Origin of the sequence: Streptomyces coryli, from assembly GCF_011044975.1 — a bacterium.
Taxonomy (GTDB): domain Bacteria; phylum Actinomycetota; class Actinomycetes; order Streptomycetales; family Streptomycetaceae; genus Streptomyces; species Streptomyces coryli.
In genome coordinates this window covers 12,664-33,803 of record NZ_JAAKZV010000068.1, presented here as the reverse complement: position 1 = coordinate 33,803, position 21,140 = coordinate 12,664, and the positions used below count along the sequence as shown (strand labels likewise).

General features: G+C 73.5%; 20 protein-coding genes. 8 read left to right on the top strand and 12 right to left on the bottom strand.

All coding sequences use genetic code 11. The features are described 5' to 3' along the window. From G5C51_RS17350 to G5C51_RS17330, 5 genes are all read right to left on the bottom strand, one after another. Window positions 1–231, bottom strand: a 231-nt coding sequence (locus tag G5C51_RS17350; protein WP_165238283.1) for an AAA family ATPase, incomplete at its 3' end; no start/stop codon positions are given. A 127-nt stretch (window positions 232–358) separates the two neighbouring features. After that, window positions 359–739, bottom strand: a complete 381-nt coding sequence (locus tag G5C51_RS17345; protein WP_165238281.1) for a cell division protein SepF — start codon at window positions 737–739, stop codon at window positions 359–361. A 96-nt stretch (window positions 740–835) separates the two neighbouring features. Beyond that, window positions 836–1,756, bottom strand: coding sequence for a glutaminase (locus G5C51_RS17340; RefSeq protein ID WP_165238279.1), 921 nt, complete (start codon window positions 1,754–1,756; stop codon window positions 836–838). A 4-nt stretch (window positions 1,757–1,760) separates the two neighbouring features. Then, window positions 1,761–3,989: a HelD family protein gene (locus G5C51_RS17335; RefSeq protein WP_165238295.1), complete on the bottom strand. Its 2,229-nt coding sequence runs from the start codon at window positions 3,987–3,989 to the stop codon at window positions 1,761–1,763. Window positions 3,990–4,191: 202 nt separating this feature from the next. Further along, window positions 4,192–4,677, bottom strand: coding sequence for a transglycosylase SLT domain-containing protein (locus tag G5C51_RS17330; protein ID WP_165238277.1), 486 nt, complete (start codon window positions 4,675–4,677; stop codon window positions 4,192–4,194). A 433-nt stretch (window positions 4,678–5,110) separates the two neighbouring features. Between G5C51_RS17330 and G5C51_RS17325 the strand changes: the two genes are divergently transcribed. Genes G5C51_RS17325 through G5C51_RS17315 form a run of 3 tightly spaced genes read left to right on the top strand, consistent with a single transcriptional unit; the run spans window position 5,111 to window position 7,576 of the window. After that, complete coding sequence (locus tag G5C51_RS17325) at window positions 5,111–5,674, top strand: NADPH-dependent FMN reductase (protein ID WP_165238275.1); 564 nt, start codon at window positions 5,111–5,113, stop codon at window positions 5,672–5,674. Between the two features lie 46 nt (window positions 5,675–5,720). Next, the gene (locus tag G5C51_RS17320) at window positions 5,721–6,728 is read left to right on the top strand and encodes an ATP-binding cassette domain-containing protein (RefSeq protein ID WP_165238273.1); all 1,008 of its coding nucleotides are present in this window, start codon (window positions 5,721–5,723) and stop codon (window positions 6,726–6,728) included. Continuing rightward, window positions 6,725–7,576 (top strand): ABC transporter permease, encoded by an 852-nt coding sequence (locus tag G5C51_RS17315; protein WP_165238271.1) that lies wholly within the window; start codon window positions 6,725–6,727, stop codon window positions 7,574–7,576. Before G5C51_RS17320 ends, G5C51_RS17315 begins: the two co-directional genes overlap by 4 nt. A gap of 87 nt (window positions 7,577–7,663) precedes the next feature. Here the strand turns inward: G5C51_RS17315 and G5C51_RS17310 are convergent, their stop codons facing one another. After that, complete coding sequence (locus tag G5C51_RS17310; RefSeq protein ID WP_165238269.1) at window positions 7,664–10,828, bottom strand: ATP-binding protein; 3,165 nt, start codon at window positions 10,826–10,828, stop codon at window positions 7,664–7,666. A gap of 102 nt (window positions 10,829–10,930) precedes the next feature. Between G5C51_RS17310 and G5C51_RS17305 the strand changes: the two genes are divergently transcribed. Further along, window positions 10,931–11,758: an ATP-grasp domain-containing protein gene (locus tag G5C51_RS17305; protein WP_165238267.1), complete on the top strand. Its 828-nt coding sequence runs from the start codon at window positions 10,931–10,933 to the stop codon at window positions 11,756–11,758. Window positions 11,759–11,793: 35 nt separating this feature from the next. On the opposite strand, the gene G5C51_RS17300 is transcribed toward G5C51_RS17305, so the two are convergent. The 3 genes from G5C51_RS17300 to G5C51_RS17290 form a co-directional block, all read right to left on the bottom strand. Then, the gene (locus G5C51_RS17300; RefSeq protein WP_165238265.1) at window positions 11,794–13,023 is read right to left on the bottom strand and encodes a glucose-1-phosphate adenylyltransferase; all 1,230 of its coding nucleotides are present in this window, start codon (window positions 13,021–13,023) and stop codon (window positions 11,794–11,796) included. A gap of 30 nt (window positions 13,024–13,053) precedes the next feature. After that, window positions 13,054–14,223 (bottom strand): glycogen synthase, encoded by a 1,170-nt coding sequence (gene glgA / locus G5C51_RS17295; RefSeq protein ID WP_338118186.1) that lies wholly within the window; start codon window positions 14,221–14,223, stop codon window positions 13,054–13,056. Window positions 14,224–14,298: 75 nt separating this feature from the next. Beyond that, window positions 14,299–14,736, bottom strand: coding sequence for a VOC family protein (locus G5C51_RS17290; RefSeq protein ID WP_338118185.1), 438 nt, complete (start codon window positions 14,734–14,736; stop codon window positions 14,299–14,301). 62 nt (window positions 14,737–14,798) lie between these two features. Here G5C51_RS17290 and G5C51_RS17285 point away from each other — a divergent pair, with 62 nt between their 5' ends. Next, a complete protein-coding gene (locus G5C51_RS17285) occupies window positions 14,799–15,377 on the top strand; it encodes a DUF5655 domain-containing protein (RefSeq protein WP_165238263.1) in 579 nt (192 codons plus the stop codon). A 7-nt stretch (window positions 15,378–15,384) separates the two neighbouring features. Here the strand turns inward: G5C51_RS17285 and G5C51_RS17280 are convergent, their stop codons facing one another. Both G5C51_RS17280 and G5C51_RS17275 read right to left on the bottom strand, forming a co-directional pair. Beyond that, window positions 15,385–16,218, bottom strand: coding sequence for a hypothetical protein (locus tag G5C51_RS17280; protein WP_165238261.1), 834 nt, complete (start codon window positions 16,216–16,218; stop codon window positions 15,385–15,387). Window positions 16,219–16,496: 278 nt separating this feature from the next. Beyond that, the gene (locus G5C51_RS17275) at window positions 16,497–16,850 is read right to left on the bottom strand and encodes a hypothetical protein (protein ID WP_165238259.1); all 354 of its coding nucleotides are present in this window, start codon (window positions 16,848–16,850) and stop codon (window positions 16,497–16,499) included. Window positions 16,851–17,047: 197 nt separating this feature from the next. On the opposite strand from G5C51_RS17275, the gene G5C51_RS17270 reads away from it, so the two are divergent. Genes G5C51_RS17270 through G5C51_RS17260 form a run of 3 tightly spaced genes read left to right on the top strand, consistent with a single transcriptional unit; the run spans window position 17,048 to window position 19,606 of the window. Beyond that, entirely contained in the window at window positions 17,048–18,721 is a 1,674-nt protein-coding gene (locus G5C51_RS17270; RefSeq protein WP_165238257.1) for an FAD-dependent oxidoreductase, read from the top strand. Window positions 18,722–18,767: 46 nt separating this feature from the next. Further along, on the top strand, window positions 18,768–19,343 hold the full coding sequence (locus tag G5C51_RS17265) for a rhodanese-like domain-containing protein (RefSeq protein ID WP_165238255.1): 576 nt from the start codon (window positions 18,768–18,770) through the stop codon (window positions 19,341–19,343). Next, the gene (locus G5C51_RS17260; protein ID WP_165238253.1) at window positions 19,340–19,606 is read left to right on the top strand and encodes a metal-sensing transcriptional repressor; all 267 of its coding nucleotides are present in this window, start codon (window positions 19,340–19,342) and stop codon (window positions 19,604–19,606) included. The genes G5C51_RS17265 and G5C51_RS17260 overlap by 4 nt, the downstream gene beginning before the upstream one ends. On the opposite strand, the gene G5C51_RS17255 is transcribed toward G5C51_RS17260, so the two are convergent. After that, window positions 19,533–21,056, bottom strand: a complete 1,524-nt coding sequence (locus G5C51_RS17255) for an IclR family transcriptional regulator domain-containing protein (protein ID WP_165238251.1) — start codon at window positions 21,054–21,056, stop codon at window positions 19,533–19,535. The genes G5C51_RS17260 and G5C51_RS17255 overlap by 74 nt on opposite strands. Window positions 21,057–21,140 lie beyond the last annotated feature (84 nt).

Below are 21,140 nucleotides of genomic sequence, written 5' to 3'. Positions count from 1 at the left end.
GGCCCCGGCCCCGCCCGCCAGCAGTCCGAACGCCTCGCCCAGCAGCGCCCCGCCGCCCAGCCCCGCCAGCACTCTGCAGGCCTGCAGCGCACTGGACTTGCCGCTGCCGCTGGCCCCGGTGAACACCGTCAGCGGCCGGATCGGCAGGGTGGCGCCGCGATGCGACTTGAAGGCGGAGAGGCGCAGCTCGGTGAGCCCGGGGCGGGCCTCGGTATCCGGAGGGACGGTCATGGCCGCGACGCTAGCCAGCGCGAAACCGCCGAACCGTTACGCCGTCGCGGCCTTCCCTCTTTCGTGCGAGAACCAGCCCGGCGTCGAGCGAGCAGCAGCTCGCCCTCGTGCGAGAACCAGCCCCGCGTCAGCGCCCCGCCGTCAGATCCACCTCGGTGCCGACCGGCGCGAGCAGGAAAACGTTCCTGTCCACCCGGTGCATGCTGCTGCGGATGCCGAAGGTCACGCCGCTCGCGAAGTCCAGGATCCGCTTGGCGACATCGTGCTCGGCGGCGGTGAGGTCGAGCAGCACCGGGATCTGCGCGATCAGATACTCGGCGACCTGCCGGGCATCGGCGAAGCACTGGCAGCGGATGACGACGAAGCGCCGCGACTCCTCCGCATACCGCGGGTCGTCCCGCCCCGGAATGGTCTCGTGGCCGGTCCAGGACGGCCATTCGTTGCCGCGCAGCGGCACGACCTCGGCGAGCCCTCGCCATTGCTCATCGGTGACGTCCTGTCCGTTCAACGGGTCACCTCGCGCGTTCGACAGCTCGTATGGACATCGCCGCGATTCTAGCTACGCGACGTCCCTCCAATGGCGTAACGACACACAACGGTGCGACTAGAAGACCGACCACCCGGTCAGCGTCGTGAAGGCGTCCAGCGCCGCCACCCCCGCCACCGAGTTCCCCTGCCGGTCGATGCCCGGACTCCACACGCACACCGTGCACTTCCCGGGCACCACCGCGACGATGCCGCCGCCCACACCGCTCTTCCCGGGCAGCCCGACACGGTACGCGAACTCCCCCGCCGCGTCGTACGCCCCGCAGGTCAGCATCACCGCGTTGATCTGCTTCGCCGCCCGCACCGGCAGCAGCCGGGAGCCGTCGGCGCGGACGCCGTGCCGGGCGAGGAAGCCGGTGGCCAGGGCCAGGTCGCGGCAGCTCATCTCCATGGCGCACTGCGCGAAGTAGTGGTCGAGGACCTCCTGGACGGGGTTGTCGAGATTGCCGTACGACGCCATGAAGTGCGCGAGCGCGGCGTTACGGTCGCCGTGCTCCGCCTCCGAGGCCGCGACGACCGGGCTGTGGCCGAGGCGGTCGTCGCCGCTCTCCGCGCGCAGGAAGTCGCGCAGGCTGCCGTACGCGTCGCCGGTCAGCGTCAGCAGCCGGTCGGTCACCACCAGCGAGCCGGCGTTGATGAACGGATTGCGCGGGATGCCGTCCTCATACTCCAGCTGCACCAGGGAGTTGAACGGGTTGCCCGACGGCTCCCGTCCCACCCGCCGCCAGATCTCCTCGCCGTCCTGGGCGAGCACCAGGGCGAGCGTGTAGATCTTCGAGATGGACTGCACGGAGAACGGCTCCTGCCAGTCCCCGATCCCGTGCACCCGCCCCTCGGTGTCCGCGACCGCCATGCCGAAGCGCGAGGTGTCCACGGCGGCGAGAGCCGGGATGTACGAGGCGGTCTCGCCGCTGCCGACCACCGGCCGCACCAGCTTTTCGACGTCGTCGAGCACCGCCTCGTAATCCGAGCTTTCCACGCCCTCAGGCTACGGGCGCCAGCTGCTCCAGGCCTTTCGGGAGCCCCCGGCTGTGGATAACTCCGAGCCGCTGGGTGGCCCGGGTCAGCGCCACATAGAGGTCGCTGGCCTGGAACTCGTCCGGCTCGGCAACCACCACCGTGTCGAACTCGAGCCCCTTGGCCTGCCGCGGATCGAGCAGCACGACCGGCCGGGTGAGGTCGGGCTCGGGCCCGTACGAGGCCCACGGCAGCACCTCGGCGAGCGCCCCGATGAGGCCCGCGGGCGCGATCACCGCGACCCGCCCGGCGTCGCCCGTCGCGCCCGCCACCGCCTCGGCGACGGCCGCCGGCACGTCGTCGGCAGCCTGCGACCACGGCCGCCCGTCGGTGTCGCGCACCGACCGCGGCGGCGTGAAGGACGGATCGGCGGCCCGCAGCAGGTCGGCCGCCACCTCCATGATCTTCGCGGGGGTGCGGTAGTTGACCCCGAGCACGACCTGCTCGTAGCGCTCCCCCACGTACGGCGAAAGGATCGCCTCCCACGACCCGCTCGCCCCCGGCTCCGCGGTCTGGGCCGGGTCGCCGACCAGCGTCATCGAGCGGGTCGGGCAGCGGCGCATCAGCAGCCGCCAGGTCATCGGGGACAGCTCCTGCGCCTCGTCGACGATGATGTGCCCGAACGCCCAGGTGCGGTCGGCGGCGGCCCGTTCCGCCGCCGTGCGGTGGTCGGCCTCCTCATGCCGCTCGGCCAGCCGCTCGGCGTCGACGAGGTCGTGCGCCAGCAGCACCTCGGACTCCTCGTCGTCCCGGTCCTCGAATTCCTGGGTACGGGATCCGTACGACAGCTCCAGCACCCCCTGCGCGAACGCGATCCGCTCCTGCCGCTCGGCCTCGGCGCGCGCCAGCGCGGCGGAATCGTCCACGCCGAGCAGCTCGGCGGCCTCGTCCAGCAGCGGCACGTCGGCCGGTGTCCACTCCGCGCCCGGCTTCCGCCGGATCGCGGCGATATCCGCGTCCGGGAGGTGTACGGGCTCCTCGAGGAAGTCCTCGACCAGCTGCTGCGGCGAGAGCTGCGGCCACAGCCCGGCGATGGCGGCGTGCACGTCCTCATTGGCGGCGATCGCCTTGCCGAGCTGGGCGATGTCGTCCACGCCGAGGAGGTTCGGGCCGCCGTACGGGTCGGCGCCGAGGGTGTCGGTCAGCTGCTCGGTCAGCGCGTCGATGACGTGGAAGGCGAAGGTGGCGCGGGCGAGGTTGTGCGGCTGCTCGGTCGCGCGGGCGGCGGCGCGGGCGTCCTCGGCCATCTCCCGGGTCAGGCGCAGCTCGCCGTCGTCGTGCGCGATGACGATCTCGGGGTCCGGGACCGCCTGCCGGTCCCGTACGAACGCGGCCAGCGCGTCCGCCATCGCCGCGGCGCCCTTCACCGCGGCGGCTTCGGGAGTATCCGTACCGGTGGCGGTGACGCCCGGGAAGAGCTCGCCGGGGGTCGCCAGCAGCACGCCGGTCTCGCCGAGGGACGGGAGCACCTCGCCGATATAGGAGAGGAAGGCGGGGTTCGGGCCCACGACCAGCACGGCCCGCCGCGCCAGCAGCTCGCGGTGGGCGAAGAGCAGGTACGCGGCCCGGTGCAGGGCGACGACGGTCTTGCCGGTGCCGGGCCCGCCCTCGACGACCATGACGCCGCGGTGCGGGGCGCGGATGATGCGGTCCTGCTCGGCCTGGATGGTCTGCACGATGTCGTGCATGCGGCCGGTGCGGGCGGCGTCCAGGGCGGAGAGGAGGACGGCGTCGGCGTCGCTGCCCTCGTAACCCGTCCGCTCGGTGTCGTCCAGGTCGAGGATCTCGTCGTGCAGGCCGGTGACGGTCTGGCCCTCGGTGGTGAGGTGCCGCCGACGGCGCAGGCCCATCGGGGTGTGGCCGGTGGCCAGATAGAAGGGGCGGGCCACGTCCGCGCGCCAGTCGATGACCATCGGGGTGCGGTCGGCGTCGTCGCGGCGCATGCCGATACGGCCGATGTGGTGGTCGCGGCCGTCGCGGAAGACGAGGCGGCCGAAGCACAGGCCGCGTTCGCCGGCGTTGAACGCGGCCAGCAGCCCGGACTGTTCGGCTACGAGGATGTCGCGCTCCAGCATCGCCTGCCGGGTGTTGCCGCCGTCGCGGGACAGCGCCTGCTGGACGGCGGTCTCGGCGCCGGCCCGCAAGTCGGCCAGGCGCTCGTAGAGTTCGTCGATGAATTCCTGCTCACGGCGCAGTTCTTCACTTCTGTTTGACAATTCGACTCCCGCCCGGGTATGCTGACCTCATTGAGCTTCTCTGTGCCTTGAGTTGAATCAAGACACGGAAACAACCGATGGTTGCAGAGAAATCCCCCCGCCGTCAATCCGGCGGGGGGATTTCTGCTGTCCGGGCGAGAGGAGCTCAACCCGGAGTCGGGTGGCCCTCAGCGGCAGTGCCTCAGTAGGCGCTGTTCACGTTGTCGATCGAGCCGTACTTGTCGGCGGCGTAGTTGGCCGCGGCGACGATGTTGGCGACCGGGTCGGTGAGGCTCGTGGAGGTGCCCTCGACGTGGTAGGCGTCGAAGGTCGGCTGGATGACCTGGAGCAGACCCTTGGACGGGGTGCCGTTCTGGGCGTTGATGTCCCAGCCGTTCATGGCGTTCGGGTCGCCGCCGGACTCGCGCATGATGTTCTTGTGCAGGCCGTTGTAGGTGCCGGGGATGTCGTGCTTGTCCATCACCTTCAGCGCCTCGTTGATCCACTCCGGGACCGTGTCGGCCGAGGCGGGGGTCGCGTACTTCACCGCGTTGGGCTGTGCGGCCGGCGCGGCGTTCGCGGCGGGCACCACGGCGAGGCTGACCGCGACAGCCGCGGTGGAGACCCCGGCGGCGGCGATCAGACGCTTGCGGAAGGTGGTGCGGGCGGTGGTGGCCGTGTTCGGCATGTTGGTTAGATCCTCGTTCGGGGATAAGAGCGGTTGTCGTCCTGCCGTGTCCCCTCGGCAATGGCTCGGACATTTCTCGAATGCCTCGCTCCGTGGCGACTCCGGCATGTGTAGCCGAAACCGGAATACCGGCGCATCCCCCTCATCTACGAGCACCCTTAGTAGCCCTTAGGGGTAACCGCCCTTTATCCGCTCCCGACGTTCGTGCCGTGCGCTGGAGCTTTGCCTGATCCCGCTATTAACGAGGCCGGGTCGTATGTGACTCGGTGCATATGCGTGAGGTCACAAGAGGACCCAGGTCCTTTATAAGGGACATAAAGGATTTAAAAATCTATATGCGCACACAGTGCCCGCCAGATTTGATCTGGCGGGCGCGCCCTCATTTCTGGCGCCTGTGGGGTGAAGCGAAACCCCGATCCGCCGGAGGTGTCCGATGGGCAGCACAGCAGCCGAAGCCCCGCTGCACGCGGTCTGCATCCTGGGCAGCACCCGGGAGGGCCGCAGCGGAACGGACGTGGGGCGCTGGTTCGGCGGCGTGCTGGCGGAGCGCGAGGACCTCGAGGCGACGACGGTCGATCTCGCGGACTTCGACTTCCCGGCCCGCTATCCGCAGCGGCCCACGCCCGAAATCGACCGGTTCACGGCCGAGCTGGCGCGGGCGGAGGCCTTCGTCGTCATCACGCCCGAGTACAACCACAGCTTCCCGGCCTCGCTGAAGCAGGCCATCGACTACGGCTACGACGAGTGGCACGCCAAGCCGGTCGGCTTCGTCTCGTACGGCTACGGCTCCCGCGGCCTGTACGCGGTGGCGTCGCTGCGGACCGTCTTCAGCGAGCTGCACGCGGTCACGATGCGCGAGGTCGCGGCCCTCGACCTCGTCGAGCCGGCCCCCGACGGCGGCCGCCGCGACCGGGCCGCCCACGCGCTGCTCGACCAGCTGACCTGGTGGGGCCTGGCGCTGCGGGACGCCCGCGCGACGCGGCCGTATGTCGGCTGAGCGAGATCGGCCGAGCGAGATTTCGATACGGACAGGAGAAACGGACATGCACAGGACTGATACGTCGGGCCCGGCGATCGAGACCGCCGGTCTCGTGAAGGTCTTCGGCGAGACCCGCGCCGTGGACGGCGTGGACCTGACCGTGCCGCGCGGCACGGTCTACGGCGTGCTCGGCCCCAACGGCGCCGGGAAGACCACGACGGTGAAGATGCTAGCCACGCTGCTGCGCCCTGACGGCGGCGAGGCGCACGTCTTCGGCCGCGATGTCGTCCGCGAGGCCGACAAGGTGCGCAGCCGGGTCAGCCTCACCGGACAGTACGCGTCGGTGGACGAGGACCTGACCGGCACCGAGAACCTGATCCTCCTCGGGCGCCTGCTCGGCCACCGGCACCAGGCGGCCGCGGCCAGGGCGGCGCAGCTGCTGGAAGCCTTCGGGCTGACGGAGGCGGCCGGGAAGCAGGTCAAGAACTACTCGGGCGGCATGCGGCGGCGCATCGACATCGCGGCGTCCATCCTCAACACCCCGGACCTGCTGTTCCTGGACGAGCCGACGACCGGCCTCGACCCGCGCAGCCGTAATCAGGTGTGGGACATCGTGCGGGCGGTGGTCGCCCAGGGCACCACCGTGCTGCTCACCACCCAGTACCTGGACGAGGCCGACCAGCTGGCCTCCCGTATCGCCGTCATCGACAAGGGCAAGGTCATCGCCGAGGGCACCAAGGGCGAGCTGAAGGCGTCCGTCGGCGCCGGGTCCGTGCATCTGCGGCTGCGCGAGGCGGACCAGCGGCAGCAGGCGGTCGACCTGCTCGCCCGCGCGCTCGACGCGCAGGTGCAGCTGGAGCCGGACCCCGTGGCGCTGACCGCCCGGGTCGGCAACGGCAGCGGCGAGCAGGCCGCCGAGCAGGCGTCCCGCGCGCTGGGCGAGCTCGCCCGCGCGGGCATCACCGTCGACAACTTCGCGCTGGGCCAGCCCAGCCTGGACGAGGTCTTCCTCGCCCTCACCGACCGCACCGCAGCCGCTTCTGCCGATTCCAAGGAAGGAGTCGCGGCATGACCACCGCCACCCAGACCCAGAACCCCGAAGAACTCGCCCCGGTGAAGTCCGAGTCGCTCGCCGAGGTGCTGATCGCCACCGAACGCCCGCCACGGCCCAGTCCATGGTCCGCCTCGGTGACGTTCGGCTGGCGGGCCGTTCTGAAGATCAAGCATGTGCCCGATCAGCTCTTCGACGTCACCGCCTTCCCGATCATGCTGGTGCTGATGTACACGTATCTCTTCGGCGGCGCGCTCTCCGGGTCGCCGACGGAGTATCTGCAGCGGTTCCTGCCGGGCATCCTCGTGATGAGCGTCGTCATGATCACGATGTACACCGGCGTGGCGGTCAACACGGACATCTCGAAGGGCGTCTTCGACCGCTTCCGCACCCTGCCGATCTGGCGGCCGGCCCCGATGGTCGGCTATCTGCTCGGCGACGCGATGCGCTACGTCGTCGCCTCGCTGGTGATGCTCGTGGTCGGGCTGATCATGGGCTTCCGGCCGGACGGCGGGGTCGTGGGCGTGCTGCTCGGGGTGGCGCTGCTGCTCGTCTTCGCCTTCGGGTTCTCCTGGGCGTGGACGATGCTCGGGCTGCTGATGCGGACCGAGAAGTCGGTGATGGGCGTCGCCATGATGGTGATCTTCCCCTTCACCTTCCTCAGCGACATCTTCGTCGAGACCAGCACCATGCCGGGCTGGCTGCAGGCCTTCGCCGACAACAACCCGATCACCCATCTCTCGGCCGCCGTCCGCGAGCTGATGCACGGCGGCTGGCCGGGCGCCGACATCGCCTGGTCGCTGGGCTGGGCCGGGCTGTTCGTGGCCGTCTTCGGGCCGATCACGATGCGGCTTTACGCGCGCAAGTAGCCGCTCCCTCGATACGGCGCCGGCCCGCTCCCATGACGACGCATGGGGCGGGCCGGCGCCTGATTCATGGGGCGGGCCCGCCCCGTCTCACAGCCGCCAGACCGCCGCCCGCTCGCCGTCCCCGGGCCGGTAGGCGCAGGTGCTGCCCGTCGAGATCGCCGCCTTCAGATGCGCGGCCAGCGCGGGATGCCCGGACTCGATCTTGCGGATCGCGTCCCGGATGCGGCCGCTGACCGCCTTACGGGCCCGCTCCGCCTCGTCGCCGAGGCGCCGGCTGCGCCCGCCGAGTCCGGCCGCCGCCCGCAGCTCGTGCAGCAGCGCGTCCCGCTCCTTGTCGTACTCCGCGGCGCGGGCGTCGTCGCCCACCGCCGCCGCCCGGTCGATCTCCTCGTCCAGCCGCTCCAGCCGCCGCTTGTACTGCGCCTTGGCCTCCTCGTCGAGCACTGGGTCGCCGCCCAGCCGGCGCGCCGCGACCACCTCCTCGCCGCCCTCCGGGCTGAGCAGCCGGACCGCCGGGATCTCCTCGCCCGGCCGGGCGAGCAGCAGATGCATGTCGCGGAGCCCCTTGGCGTCGGGGAGATGGACGGTGCGCCCCGCGTACGTCAGCGTCCAGACCCGGCCGTCATAGCGGAACTCCCGCTCGGCGGCCGGCGCCCGCACCTCTTCTTCTACAGGCGCCGCCAGATGGCGCATGCCCAGCTCGCCCGCCTCCCGCGCCACCTCGGCCCGCAGCCCCGCCGCCCGCTCCGCGTCGCCGGGCCCGCCGCGGGCGGCGAGCGCGGCGGCCAGACCGGCGCGCGCCTCCAGCGACCACGGGCGGGAGCGCAGCCGGTCGGCGGCGCGGCGGGCGGCGGTGAAGCCCTCGACCGCCTGATCCCAGCGCTCCTCGGCCGCGTCCAGCATCGCGAGCCAATGGTCGGCGGGCCCGCCGACGTCCCAGCCGAAGAGCGAGACCAGCCACTGCCCGCGCAGCGCCGCCAGCCCCTCCCGCGCCTGGGCGGCAAGCCGCGGGTCGCGGGTCGCGGCGGCCGTCTCCGCCTGCAGCCGCCACAGCAGCGGGCGCCTGGCCCGGTCCGCGGCCGGCGCCTCCGGCGCATCGTCGGCGAGCAGCCGCCGGGCCGGCTCCGGGTCGCCGCGGCGTACGGCGGTCAGGGCCCGCGCCAGCCGCACCCGCGGCCGGTCCGGGCGGGTGTCGGCGTCGAGCGCGCGCTCCGCCTCGGCGTACCGGCCCTGGAGCATCAGCAGCGCCCATCGATGGTGGTGGAGCATGCCGGTGGTGAACGTGACGTGGTCGGTGTCGCCGTTCTCCGCGAGCACGTGGTCCAGCAGTTCCTCGGCCCGGGCGAAGTCGCCCATGAAGGCCTCGATGATGGACTCGTCGATCGCGCCGGTGTATTCCATCCGCGGCAGGCCGCCGCGCCGGGCACCGGCCACGTAGGCCCGATAGCTCTCCAGGAACCGCGCGTCGCCCAGCTCAAGCAGCGCCACCCAGCGCAGCGCGGTGGCGAAGTGCTCGCCCTCGACATCGCCGACCCGGCGGGCGATGGCCGCCAGCTCCTCGGTCAGCGCGACCCGCTCGGCCGCGGTGCCCGGACCCCAGATGGCGTGGTGACGGCTCCACAGGCCGAAGCCGAGCGCCTCGTCGTCGGCGCCGCGCCGGGCCCGTACGGCGAGGGCGACGGCGATCTCGGCGGCCATCCGGTCGGGGTCGGAGGCCTCGTCGCGGTGGCCGCCGACGAGGGCGGCATGCGCCTCCCGCAGCAGCTCCTCGCGCCGGCCGGGCTGCGAACCGGGGTGGCCCATGGCGCCGAACAGCGTGAGCGCCGCCCGCCCCAGCAGATCGTGCTCGCCCGTGGCCCGGGCCTCGCGGACGGCTTCGTCGAGCACCGGCAGCGCCTCGGCCGACTCCCCCGCGTAGATCAGCTGCTCGCCCAGCGCGAGCCCTGCCAGCACCCGCTCGCGCGGGGTGCCCGCGGCGGCCAGCTCCCGCACCCGGCGCAGGTGGATCAGGGCCTCCTCGTCGGCGATCCGGCCGAGCGCGTCCTGGGCGGCCTCCCGCAGCAGCGCCATGGCCCGCTCGCGGTCCAGCTCCGCGCCGGCCGCCCAGGCGTGCCGCGCGCGGTCGGCCGGGAGCACCTTGCCCGCGAGGGCCGGGGCGGTGTCCAGGGCGCGTACGACCGCGGCATGCCGGGCCCGGGGCTCCGGCAGCGCGTCGTACAGCGTCTCGCGCACCAGATCGTGGGCGAAGGCGAAGTCCCCGCCGCCCTTCGCGATCACCAGCCGGGCCGCGACCGCCGTCTCCAGCAGCCGGTCGGTCCGCGCCACCGGCTCCCCGACCACGGCGGCGAGCACCTGCCGGTGGAACTCCCGGCCCAGCACCGCCGCCGCGCCGAGCAGCCCGGCCACCGGCGCCGGCAGCAGATCGAGCCGCCGCCGGAGCGCGTCCCGCACCCCGGGCGCGACCGCGTCGACCGAGGCGCCGCCCGCCCACAGCCGCGCGGTCTGCTCGACGAAGAAGGGATTGCCGCCCGTCCGCCGGTGCACCTCCGCGACCAGCTCGGGCGCGGGCTCTCTTCCGGCCGTACGAGCCATCAGCCGCCCCGTGCCGTCCACATCGAGCCCTGTGAGCGTCACATTGGCGGCCTTGGCGGTGACCGCCGCGATGAGCTCGCGCAGCGGATGCCCGGCCGCGTCGGTCTCCACATCGCGGTACGTGCCGACCAGCAGCAGCCGCTCGAACCACGTGTGCTGCGCGGCGAACGCGAGCAGCCGCAGCGAGGCGGGATCGGCCCAGTGCAGGTCGTCGAGGACGACGACGACCGGCCGCCGCGCCGCCACCGCGGCCAGCGCGCTGGTCACCGCGTCGTACAGCGGGAAGCCGTCGCTGCCCCCGGCCGGCAGCCCGTCGGCGCCGTCCGCGGGGATGCCGCCGTCCGCGCCGAGCAGCGCCGCGAGCACGCCGCCGCCGGCCTGCCGCGCCTCCTCCCACGCGCCGTCCCCGGCGCCGCGCTTCAGCCCGCGCACCACCTGCGTCCACGGCCAGTACCCCGGCGCGCCGTCCCAGCAGGACCCGCTGAGCACCAGCGCGCCCTGCTCGCGGGCCGCCGCGACCGCCCCGGTGACCAGCGCGGTCTTGCCGATCCCGGCCTCGCCCGCGACGAGCACCAGGCCACCGTGGCTGACCGCGGCGCGGTCGATCGCGGCACGCAGGACGCCGGCGGGGTGATCGCGGCCGATGAGGGCGGATGACATGGCTCAACTCTGGCATGCGGCACCGACAGCGCCGACTGCCCCGACGCGGGTACCGCGTTACGGTGAATCCCCGCCCGCACCGCCCCTCCGGAGCTCAGCACCGTGCCCGCACCCCGCCCCCGCCTCCTCTACGTCACCGACCTCGCCTACCCGGCCCGCGGCCGCCGCTACTGCGACGAGGACATCGCCCTGACCGCCCGCCTCCGCCAGGACTTCGACCTCGCCCTCTGCCACCCCCTCGACGCCACCACGCTCATGGACGGCTTCGACGCCGTCGTCGTCCGCAACAGCGGCCCGGTCCTCGGCTACCAGCAGGCCTACGACGCCTTCCGTGCCGCCGCCACCGCCCGCGGCACCCGCGTCTACAACCCGCTCACCGGCCGCGCCGACATGGCCGGCAAGCAGTACCTGCTCGACCTCACCGCGGCGGGCTACCCCGTCATCCCCACCATCGACGACCCCGGCGCCCTCGACCGCCTCCCCGAGACCGCCTCGTACGCCGTGAAGCCGAAGGCGGGCGCCGACTCGATCGGCCTGGAATTCCTCCCGCGCGAGCGCCTCGCCGGCCTCTCCTACGGCGACGTCCTCGTCCAGCCGCGGATCGACTTCGTCCACGAGGTGTCCTTCTATTACGTGGACGACGCCTTCCAGTACGCCCTCTACGCCCCCGACCCGGCGCGCCGCTGGGACCTCCAGCCCTACGAGGCCACCGGGGCCGACCTCGCCTTCGCCCGCCGCTTCATCGACTGGAACACCCTCGACCACGGCATCCAGCGCGTCGACGCCTGCCGCACCCGCGACGGCGAGCTGCTCCTGGTGGAGCTGGAGGACCTGAACCCGTACCTCTCCCTCGACCTGGTGGACGACGCGACCCGCGAGGCATTCGCCCGCGCGATGGCGGACTCGCTGCGCGCCTTCCTGGCGGCTTAGCGCGGGGGCCTGGCGCAGGGGCCTGGCGCAGGGGCCTAGCGCACCCCGACCCGCTGCCCCTTGCCCAGCACCACGACCCCCGCCTCGGAGATCGTGTAGAGCTCCCGGTCCCGGTCCGGGTCGACGCCGATCGTGGCGCCCGGCGGCACATCGACGTTCTTGTCGAGTACGGCCCCGCGCACCACCGCGCCCCGCCCCACCCGCACGTTGTCGTGCAGCACCGCGCCCTGCACCACCGCGCCCTCGGCGACCAGCACGCCCGGCGACAGCACGGATCGCGTGACCTGCCCGCGGATGACGCAGCCTGGGCTGACGATCGACTCGCTCGCGATCCCGGCCGCGAGGAAGCGGGCGGGCGGGAGCTGTCCCGAGTGGGTGTAGACGGGCCAGCGGCGGTTGTCGAGGCTGAAGGCGGGGCGCTCGGAGATCAGGTCCATATGGGCGTCGTAGTACGCGTCGAGGGTGCCGACGTCGCGCCAGTAGCCGTGGCCGCGGGCGCTCTCGCCCGGGACCCGGTTGGCGTTGAAGTCGTAGAGCTGCGCCTGGCCGCGCTCGGTCAGGGCCGGGAGGATCGAGCCGCCCATGTCGTGCACCGAGTGGTCGTCCTCGGCGTCCTGCTGCAGGGCGTCGACGAGCGTCTTCGTCGTGAAGACGTAATTGCCCATGGACGCGAAGACGTGCTCGGGGTCGGCGGGCAGCCCCGGCGGATCGGCCGGCTTCTCCAGGAAGCCCTCCACCTGCCGCCCGTCCCCGCCCGGCGTGATGATCCCGAAGGCGCGCGACTCGGAGCGCCGGACCCGTATCCCCGCCACCGTCACGCCGGCGCCGCTCTCCACGTGCTGGTCGATCATCTGCCGCGGGTCCATGCGGTAGACGTGGTCGGCGCCGAAGACGGCGATGTAGTCGGGCTGTTCGTCGTTGACCAGGTTCAGGGACTGCAGGATGGCGTCCGCGCTGCCCAGGTACCAGCGGGGGCCGAGGCGCTGCTGGGCCGGGACCGGGGTGACGTAGTTGCCGAGCAGGCTCGACATCCGCCAGGTGGTGGTGATGTGCCGGTCGAGGGAGTGCGACTTGTACTGCGTCAGCACGCAGTTGCGCAGGATCCCGCCGTTGACCAGGTTCGACAGCACGAAGTCGACCAGCCGGTACATGCCGCCGAAGGTCACCGCCGGTTTCGCCCGGTCCGCGGTGAGCGGCATCAGCCGCTTGCCCTCCCCGCCCGCCAGCACTATGCCGAGCACCGTGTAGCCGTCCCTGTCCCGCATTGCGGCACCTCCGCCTGTAGCCCGGATCGGTTACGCCTTGACCAGCTCCTCGTACACGGCCGCCGTACGCCGCGCCACCGCCTCCCAGCCGAACTCCTCCGCCACCCGCCCGCGCCCCGCCGCCCCCATCCGCGCGGCCTCGGCGCCGTCGTCGAGCAGCCGGTTCAGCGCGCCGGCCAGCCCGGCCTCGAAGGCGGCCGGTTCGCCCTCGTCGTACGGGACGAGCAGCCCCGTACGGCCGTCGGCGACGATCTCGGGGATGCCGCCGACCGCCGACGCGACCACCGCGGTGCCGCACGCCATCGCCTCGAGATTCACGATGCCGAGCGGCTCGTAGACGGACGGGCAGACGAACGCGCGGGCGTGCGTCAGCAGTTGCACGACCTCCGGGCGCGGCAGCATCTCCGGCACCCAGAACACCCCGTCGCGGCCGCGCGCGAGCTCCTCGTACAGCTCCTGGAACTCCCGCTCCAGCTCCGGCGTGTCCGGCGCCCCGGCGCACAGCACGACCTGGGCCGCCGGGTCCAGCGCGCGGGCGGCGCGGAGCAGGTGCGGCACACCCTTCTGCCGGGTGATGCGGCCGACGAAGACGATGTACGGGCGGCCCGGGTCGATGCCGAGGCGCTCGAGCACGGCGGTGCCGTGGTCGGGGCGGTACAGGCGGGTGTCGATGCCGTTGTGCACGACGCGCACCTTCGCCGGGTCCAGCGCCGGATAGCAGGCGAGGATGTCGGCGCGCATCGCGGCGGAGACGGCGATGACGCCGTCCGCCGCCTCTATGGCGGTCCGCTCGGCCCAGCTGGACAGCGCGTATCCGCCGCCGAGCTGCTCGGCCTTCCACGGGCGGCGCGGCTCCAGGGAGTGGGAGGTCACCACGTGCGGCACGCCGTGCAGCAGCTTGCCGAGGTGGCCCGCGAGGTTGGCGTACCAGGTGTGCGAATGCAGCACGTCGACGCCGTCCAGGGCGGCGGCCATGGAGAGGTCGAGGGAGAGGGTGCGCAGGGCGTCGTTGGCGCCGTCGAGGCGCGGCCAGGGGTGGTGGCGTACGACGCCCTCGGCCTCGGCGGCGCCCTCGGCCGCCCAGCAGTGCACATCGACGTCGACGAGGGCCCGTAACTCCTGGGCGAGGAACTCGACATGGACGCCCGCGCCGCCGTACACGCCGGGCGGGTACTCCCGGGTCAGCAGTCCCACACGCACGAAATGCCCCCCGTCTCCCCTTGTTACAGCGGCCGGTACCTCATGCTCACCCAGAAGCGGCTCGCGGGGAAGACGCTACGGGGCGACGAAGATGCACAAGGGGTGGCCGGACGGGTCCGCGTAGACCCGCAGCGGCTCCTCCGGGTCGTCGGTGCGGTCCAGCAGCTCGCGGGCGCCGAGCTCCAGCGCCCGCCGGTGCGCCGCCTCCAGCGCCTCGACCGTCGGGACCGTGGTGTCCAGGTGCAGCTGCTGCGGGACCGGCCCGGCCGGCCAGCCCTCGGCGGCCTCGGGCAGCTTCTCCACCTGCTGGAACGCCAGGCAGCTCGCCCCCTCGGGGGTACGCAGCACCAGCCAGTCCGAGCCGAGCGGATCGGGCTCCCCGGCGGGCGGCGGCTCGTCCCCCGGCCGGTAGACCAGACCGAACAGCTGCCGGTAGAACTCGGCGAGCCCGCGCACGTCGGTCGTGTCCAGCACCACCTGCCGGATCCGCGGATACGCAGTCCCTGTAGTCACCCGCACCACCTCCGCGGCGGAGTGTGCCACAGCGCCACCCGGCGGCGAAGTACTCTGCCCCCATGCCGGAGAAACCCAAGGTCAAGTCCTGGCAGGACATGCGCGACTGGCAGATCGGCCTGCTGGAGCGCGGCACCGGCGAGTCCCTGGACACCTGGACCGAGCGTATCCGCGCCGCGGCGCCGGGCAGCGAGCAGGAGCTGCGGGACTGGCTCGACGAGCGCGGGGTGCGCGGCTACGCGCAGATGCTGCTCGTGCACGAGACCTTCGGCTATCCGGACTTCCTGCGGCAGAGCGCGGACGACCTGATCGACGCCCAGTACGCCGACCGCCCGGAGCTGCGCCCGGTCCTGGACGCGGTGCTGCTGCGCGCGGCCGAGTTGCCGGAGGTCACGGTCCAGGTCCGCAAGACCTTCGTGGCCCTGGTCGGCCCGCGCCGCACCTTCGCGCGGGTCCGGCCGGCCACCCGCAGCCGCGTCGACGTCGGCCTGCGGCTGCCGGACGCCGAACCGGGCGGCAGGCTGCTGGCGGCGAAGGGCCTCGGCGACGAGATGGCGGTGCGGGTGCCGCTGGCCGCCGTCGACGAGGTCGACGACGGCTTCGCGGCGCTGCTGCGGCGGACGTACGACGCGAACGCCTAGGCCCCTGCTACGGCAGGGTGCCCCACTCCTCGTCCTTGTCCCGCCCCGGCGGCTTCTTGGTGTTGCTCTCGCTCGGCGTCGGGGTCGTGCTGTCCGACGGCGACTCCGAGTCGCTCGGCTCGTCGTCCGCGGCCGGCGGCTTCGACGTCGACGGCTTGTCGCTGGTCCGCGATGGCGACGGCGACGCGGAGCTCTCCTCCTGCGTCGGCGCCTCGCGGGAGGTGGAGGGCGCGACCGGCGCGACCCGGCGGTCGCGGTCCGAGCGGTCAGGGGATTCGGCGCGCTGCGCCGACGGGCTGTCGCTCGCCGAACGCTCCGGTGCCTCGTCGTCGGGGTCGATCTCCTCGGGCGGCAGCGAGGTCGCCGGCGCCCCGGCCCGGTCGCCGGCGCCGTCGTCGTTGCTGCTCAGCAGGCCCGCGGCCATGAGGCTGCCGGTCACCGCGGTCACCCCGGCGGCCGCGGCCGCCACGAAGATGCGCTTGCGGCGGCGGTGCTTCGCCCGCGCCCTCCGGCGCGGGCCGAGGTCCTGCGGGCGGACGTCGACATCCACGCCGGAGTAGCTGCGGCCGAGCGCCTCCGGCTCGTACGCCAGCAGCTCGAGGTCGGCCGTGGCGGGACCGCCGGGGGCGTCCCCCGCCTGCCGGAGCGGGCCGGGCGGCGGCTGCTGGTGCGGCTGCTGCTGCGGGAACGGCCGCTGCGCCGGGAGCGGCTGCGTCGTCTCCTCCGGCCCGGGGGCGGGCTGAGCACCGCGAGGCGCCGGCATCGGCTGCATGCCGCGCGGCCCGGGCGCCTGCCGGCCACCGCGCCGCGGCCCCGGCTGCGCGCCGCGGACACTGCGCATGGCGTCGGCCCTCCCGGGCCCCGGTATCGCACCGGGCTCGTGCCCGCCCGGCCACTGCTGCGCTGTCACGTCTGCCGTCCCTTCCGTCGAGGAGGTTGGTCCGGACGGGCCCCAGTCTTAGGGCAGCCGCAGCCTGCATGCGACCCAAACCGGTCTAAACGACCCGGAGTTGAGACGTGTCTCACACCCCGACCCCCTTCAGTCATCATCCGCCCGGAAGGTACAACCTCACCCCAATCAGCGTCGCCCGGCACCGCAGCGTCACTCGGCGGTCCTGATCAGGGCGCGACACCCCATTCCTCCAGCTCGCCGTCCTGCTTCTGCCCCTGCTCAGGCTGGGCCGGCTGCTGCTGCTCGCCGGCGCCCGGCGGGGCCGCCTTCTCGCCCGGCTGGGCACCCGGCTGGGCACCCGGCTGCGCGCCCTGCTCCCGGCCGGACTCCGGGGCGTCGGCGGGCGGCGCGGCGTCCGACTTGTCGGTGCCGGACTTCTCCGGCTTCTCCATGGTGTCCTCGGCCGCCGGCTTGTCGCCGGAGTCACTGTCGAACGTCCCGGCGGACAGCCCGATGAGGCCGCCGAGCGCGGCGGCGAGCACGGCCACCGCCAGGGTCCCGAAGAGGCGGGTACGGATCATGCGGACACTCCGATCATGCGATTGATGCGCTGGCGCAGCCAAACTAGGACATTCATCGCATAAATCCCACAACAGCCACCCGAAGAGCCCCGGATTCGTACGTCATCCGGCGGCACCGCGGATACCCCCTCCCGTATCCTCTGATACCCTCGGGGGTATCGGGTCCAGGGGGGCTTGAGCGAAAGAAGTGACACAGCATGAAGGTCCTCGTGATCGGCGGCGTCGCCGGCGGCATGTCGGCGGCCACCCGGCTGCGGCGGCTCGACGAGCACGCCGAGATCGTCGTCCTGGAGCGCGGGGCACACGTCAGCTATGCGAACTGCGGGCTCCCCTATTACCTCGGCGGCGTCATCGAGGAGCGCGCGGCGCTGCTGCTGCAGACGCCCGAGTCGCTGGCCGCCCGCTTCCGCATCGACGTGCGGGTGCGGCAGGAGGCCGTCGCCGTCGACCCCGCCGCCCGTACGGTGCGGGTGCGCGAGGTGGACAGCGGCCGGGAGTACGAGGAGGCGTACGACAAGCTCGTGCTCAGCCCCGGCGCCCGCCCCTTCGTGCCGGACCTGCCCGGCGTCGGGCGCGCCCGCACGCTGCGGGACGTCACCGACGTGGACCGGCTCGCGGCCGATCTCGACGCCGGGGCGGGCAGCGCCGTCGTGGTCGGCGGCGGGTTCATCGGCGTGGAGGCCGCGGAGAATCTGCGCGAGCGCGGCCTGGAGGTCACCCTCGTCGAGCTCGCGGACCAGGTGCTGCCGCCGCTGGACCCCGAGATGGCCGCGCCGGTCGCCGAGCGGCTGCGCGCCCATGGCATCAGGGTCGAGCTGGGCACGCAGGTCGCCGAGGTGCTGGCGGACGCCGTCACCCTCGCCGACGGCCGCCGGGTCCCGGCCGATGTGGTGCTGATGTCGATCGGCGTACGGCCCGAGACCGGCCTCGCGCGCGCCGCGGGCCTGGAGACCGGCGAGCGCGGCGGCATCGCGGTGGACGCCTCGATGCGCACCAGCGACCCGGACATCTACGCGGTCGGCGACGCCGCCGAGAAGCGCGACGCGCAGACCGGCGAGCCGGTGCTGATCCCGCTCGCCAACCTCGCCAACCGGCACGGCCGCCTGGTCGCGGACGCCATCACCGGACGCGAGGTGCGCGCCCGCGCCGCATCCGGCACCGCCGTGGTGCGGATCTTCGAGCTCACCGCCGCCGCGACCGGGTGGAACGAGAAGCGGCTGCGCGCCGCGGGCCGCCCGTACGAGGCCGTGCATCTGCACCCCGGCTCCCATGCCGGGTACTACCCGGGCGCCTCCCCCATCGCGCTGAAGCTGCTCTACGACCCCCGCGACGGGAGGATCCTGGGCGCCCAGGCGGTGGGCGAGGACGGCGTCGACAAGCGCATCGACGTCATCGCCACCGCGATGGCGGGCGGCCTGACCGCCCCCGAACTCGCCGACCTGGAGCTCGCCTACGCCCCGCCGTACGGCTCCGCCAAGGACCCGGTCACGATGGCCGGGTTCATCGCCGGGAACCGGATGGACGGTACGGCGCGCGCCGTACAGTGGCACGCGGTGACCGGCGGCGCCGCGGTCATCGACGTCCGCACCCGCGCCGAACACGCCCGCGGCGCGATCCCGGGCGCGCTGAACATCCCGCTGGACGAGCTGCGCGACCGCGCGGCGGAACTGCCGGACGGCGACCTGATCGTGCACTGCCAGGTCGGGCTGCGCGGACACACCGCACAGCGGCTGCTGGCCGGTCTCGGCCGGAAGTCCGCCAATCTGGACGGCGGTTACGCGACGTGGGCGGCGGGGCAGTCGGCACGCACCGACGCCGGCCCGGCCGCGCCGGCCGACGCGGCTCCGCGGCCCGCCACCAGGGTCGCCTGACCTGCCCTCCCCCCAACCAGCACACCCACGCAGAGGAGTTCCCCCCGTGACCACCACGGCCACCGCCCTGACCCCCGCCCAGTTGCGCGCCCTCGACGCGGACGCGACCGTGGTGATCGACGTCCGCGCCCCCGGCGAGTTCGCCGCCGGCCATGTCCCGGGTGCCGTCAACGTCCCCCTCGACGAGTTCGCCACCCTGATCCCCGAGCTGCGCACCGCCGCCGAGCGCCGCGAGCTCGTGCTGGTCTGCGCCGCCGGGCTGCGCTCGGAGAACGCCCGCTCCCAGCTTGCCGAGGCCGGCGTCGCGGCCCGCAGCCTGACCGGCGGCACCGACGGCTGGCGCGCGGCGGGCCTGCCCGTGGAGACCGAGCGGACCACCGGCCGCACCCCGTGGGCGATGGACCGCCAGGTGCGCTTCACCGCCGGTTCGCTGGTGCTGCTCGGGCTGGTGATCGGCCTGTTCACCCCGTACGGGCTGATCCTCTCCGCAGGCATCGCGGCCGGGCTGGTCTACTCGGGGATCAGCAACACCTGCGGGATGGCCGTCCTGCTCGGCAAGCTGCCCTTCAACCGGCCGCGCCCCGAGACCCTGGACACCGCCCGCAAGGAGCTGGCCAAGTGAGCGCGGAACAGGACGCCGTCGCCCCGGTGCTGAACCGGCTGCGCCGCGCGCAGGGCCAGCTCGCCGGCGTCATCGCGATGATCGAGGCGGGCCGGGACTGCAAGGACGTGGTCACCCAACTGGCCGCCGTCTCCCGGGCGCTCGACCGCGCCGGCTTCAAGATCATCGCCTCCGGCATGCGCGACTGCGTCAACGCCCAGGAGGGCGAGCGGCCGCCGCTGACCGAGGAGGAGCTGGAGAAGCTGTTCCTGACGCTGGCCTGACCGCCGCCACATCCGCCGAGATCCGCGCGGCCGTCTCCCGCAGCGCGGGCAGCACGGCGTCGCGGGCCTCGGCCTCGGTCGTACGGCCCGCATGCAGGGCGACGTTGACCGCGGCGACCACCGAGCCGTCGGCGCCGCGGACCGGGGCCGCGACCGAGCGCAGGCCCTTCTCCAGCTCCTGGTCCACCACGGCGTAGCCGTCCCCGGCCACCGTGTCGATGACCCGGCCGAGCGCGGCCCGGTCGGTGATCGTGTAGGCCGTCAGCGGCTTGAGCTCCAGGCCGGCCGGGAGGCGTTCGGCGGCCGGGAGTCCGGCGAGCAGGACCCGGCCCATCGACGTCGCGTACGCCGGGAAGCGGGTGCCGGTGGTGATCGTGACGCTCATGATCCGGCTCGCCGCGACCCGGCTCACGTAGCGGATGTCGGGCCCGTCGAGGACCGCCATCGAGGCGGACTCGTGCACCTGCCGCACCAGTTCGGCGAGATGCGGCCGGGCGATCTCGTCCAGGGACAGCGCGGACAGCAGCGGATAGCCGAGGTCCAGGACGCGCGGCAGCGGGGCGAAGCGACCGTCGTCGCCGGCCACGTATCCCAGCTCCACCAGGCTCAGCAGGCTGCGGCGCACGGTGGCCCGGGACAGCCCCGTCGCGCGGGCGACCGCGGCGAGGGTCATGCCGCCGCGCGCCTGCCCCAGCGCGGCCAGCACCGCGAGGCCGCGGGCGAGGGACTGCAGGTATTCGGGGCCGAGTTCGCGCTTGGCGTCGGGGGTCGGGTCCGTTACGGGCTCGGGCGCCGCCTCGGCGCCGCCCGCGGCGAGCGCCGCCGTCATCGCGGCGGCGGTGCGCCGCAGCGGCTCCAGGGCGTGCTCGCGCAGGTCCTCCGCGGAGTGCCGGCTGGTGTGGCTGACGGCGCTGAGCGCGTAGGCCGTACGCCCCTCGGGGTCGCGCACCGGGACCGCGACGGCCACCAGGCCCGGCTCGATCAGCTGGTCGTCCACGGCCCATTCGCGCTGGGCCGCCGCGAACAGCGGCCCGGGAGCGCACCGGTCGGCGGGCAGCACGTCCCCGACCCGGAAGGACACCGACAGCGCCCGCCGCCGGGTGTGCTGCACCACGAAGCGCACGGCATCGTCCCCGTCCGGGACGGCGACGGACACCGACTCGTCCAGCTCGTCGGCGAGCCGCGCCGCGAGCGGGTCGAGCGCCGCCGCGATCCCCGCCGAGCGCAGATACGCCTCGCCGAGGCACAGCAGGGGCGGCGCGAGGACGAGTTCGCGCACCTCTTCGCGTACGTACCCGAGCCGGATCAGCGTGGCCGCGATCCGGTCCACCGGGGAACGGGCCAGGCCCGTCTCCTTCGCCAGCCCGCTCGCCGCCATCCGCCCGCCGGGCGCCGCGGCCAGTGCGCGCAGCACGGCAAGACCTCGCTCCAGCGGGCCGATCGGAGGCATCCGCGCTCCCTCATTCCGTGCCGAATCCGTTGACAGCGCGCCGCCTCCGGGCGGAGACTCACGACTGTCTTCAGAAATGAACGA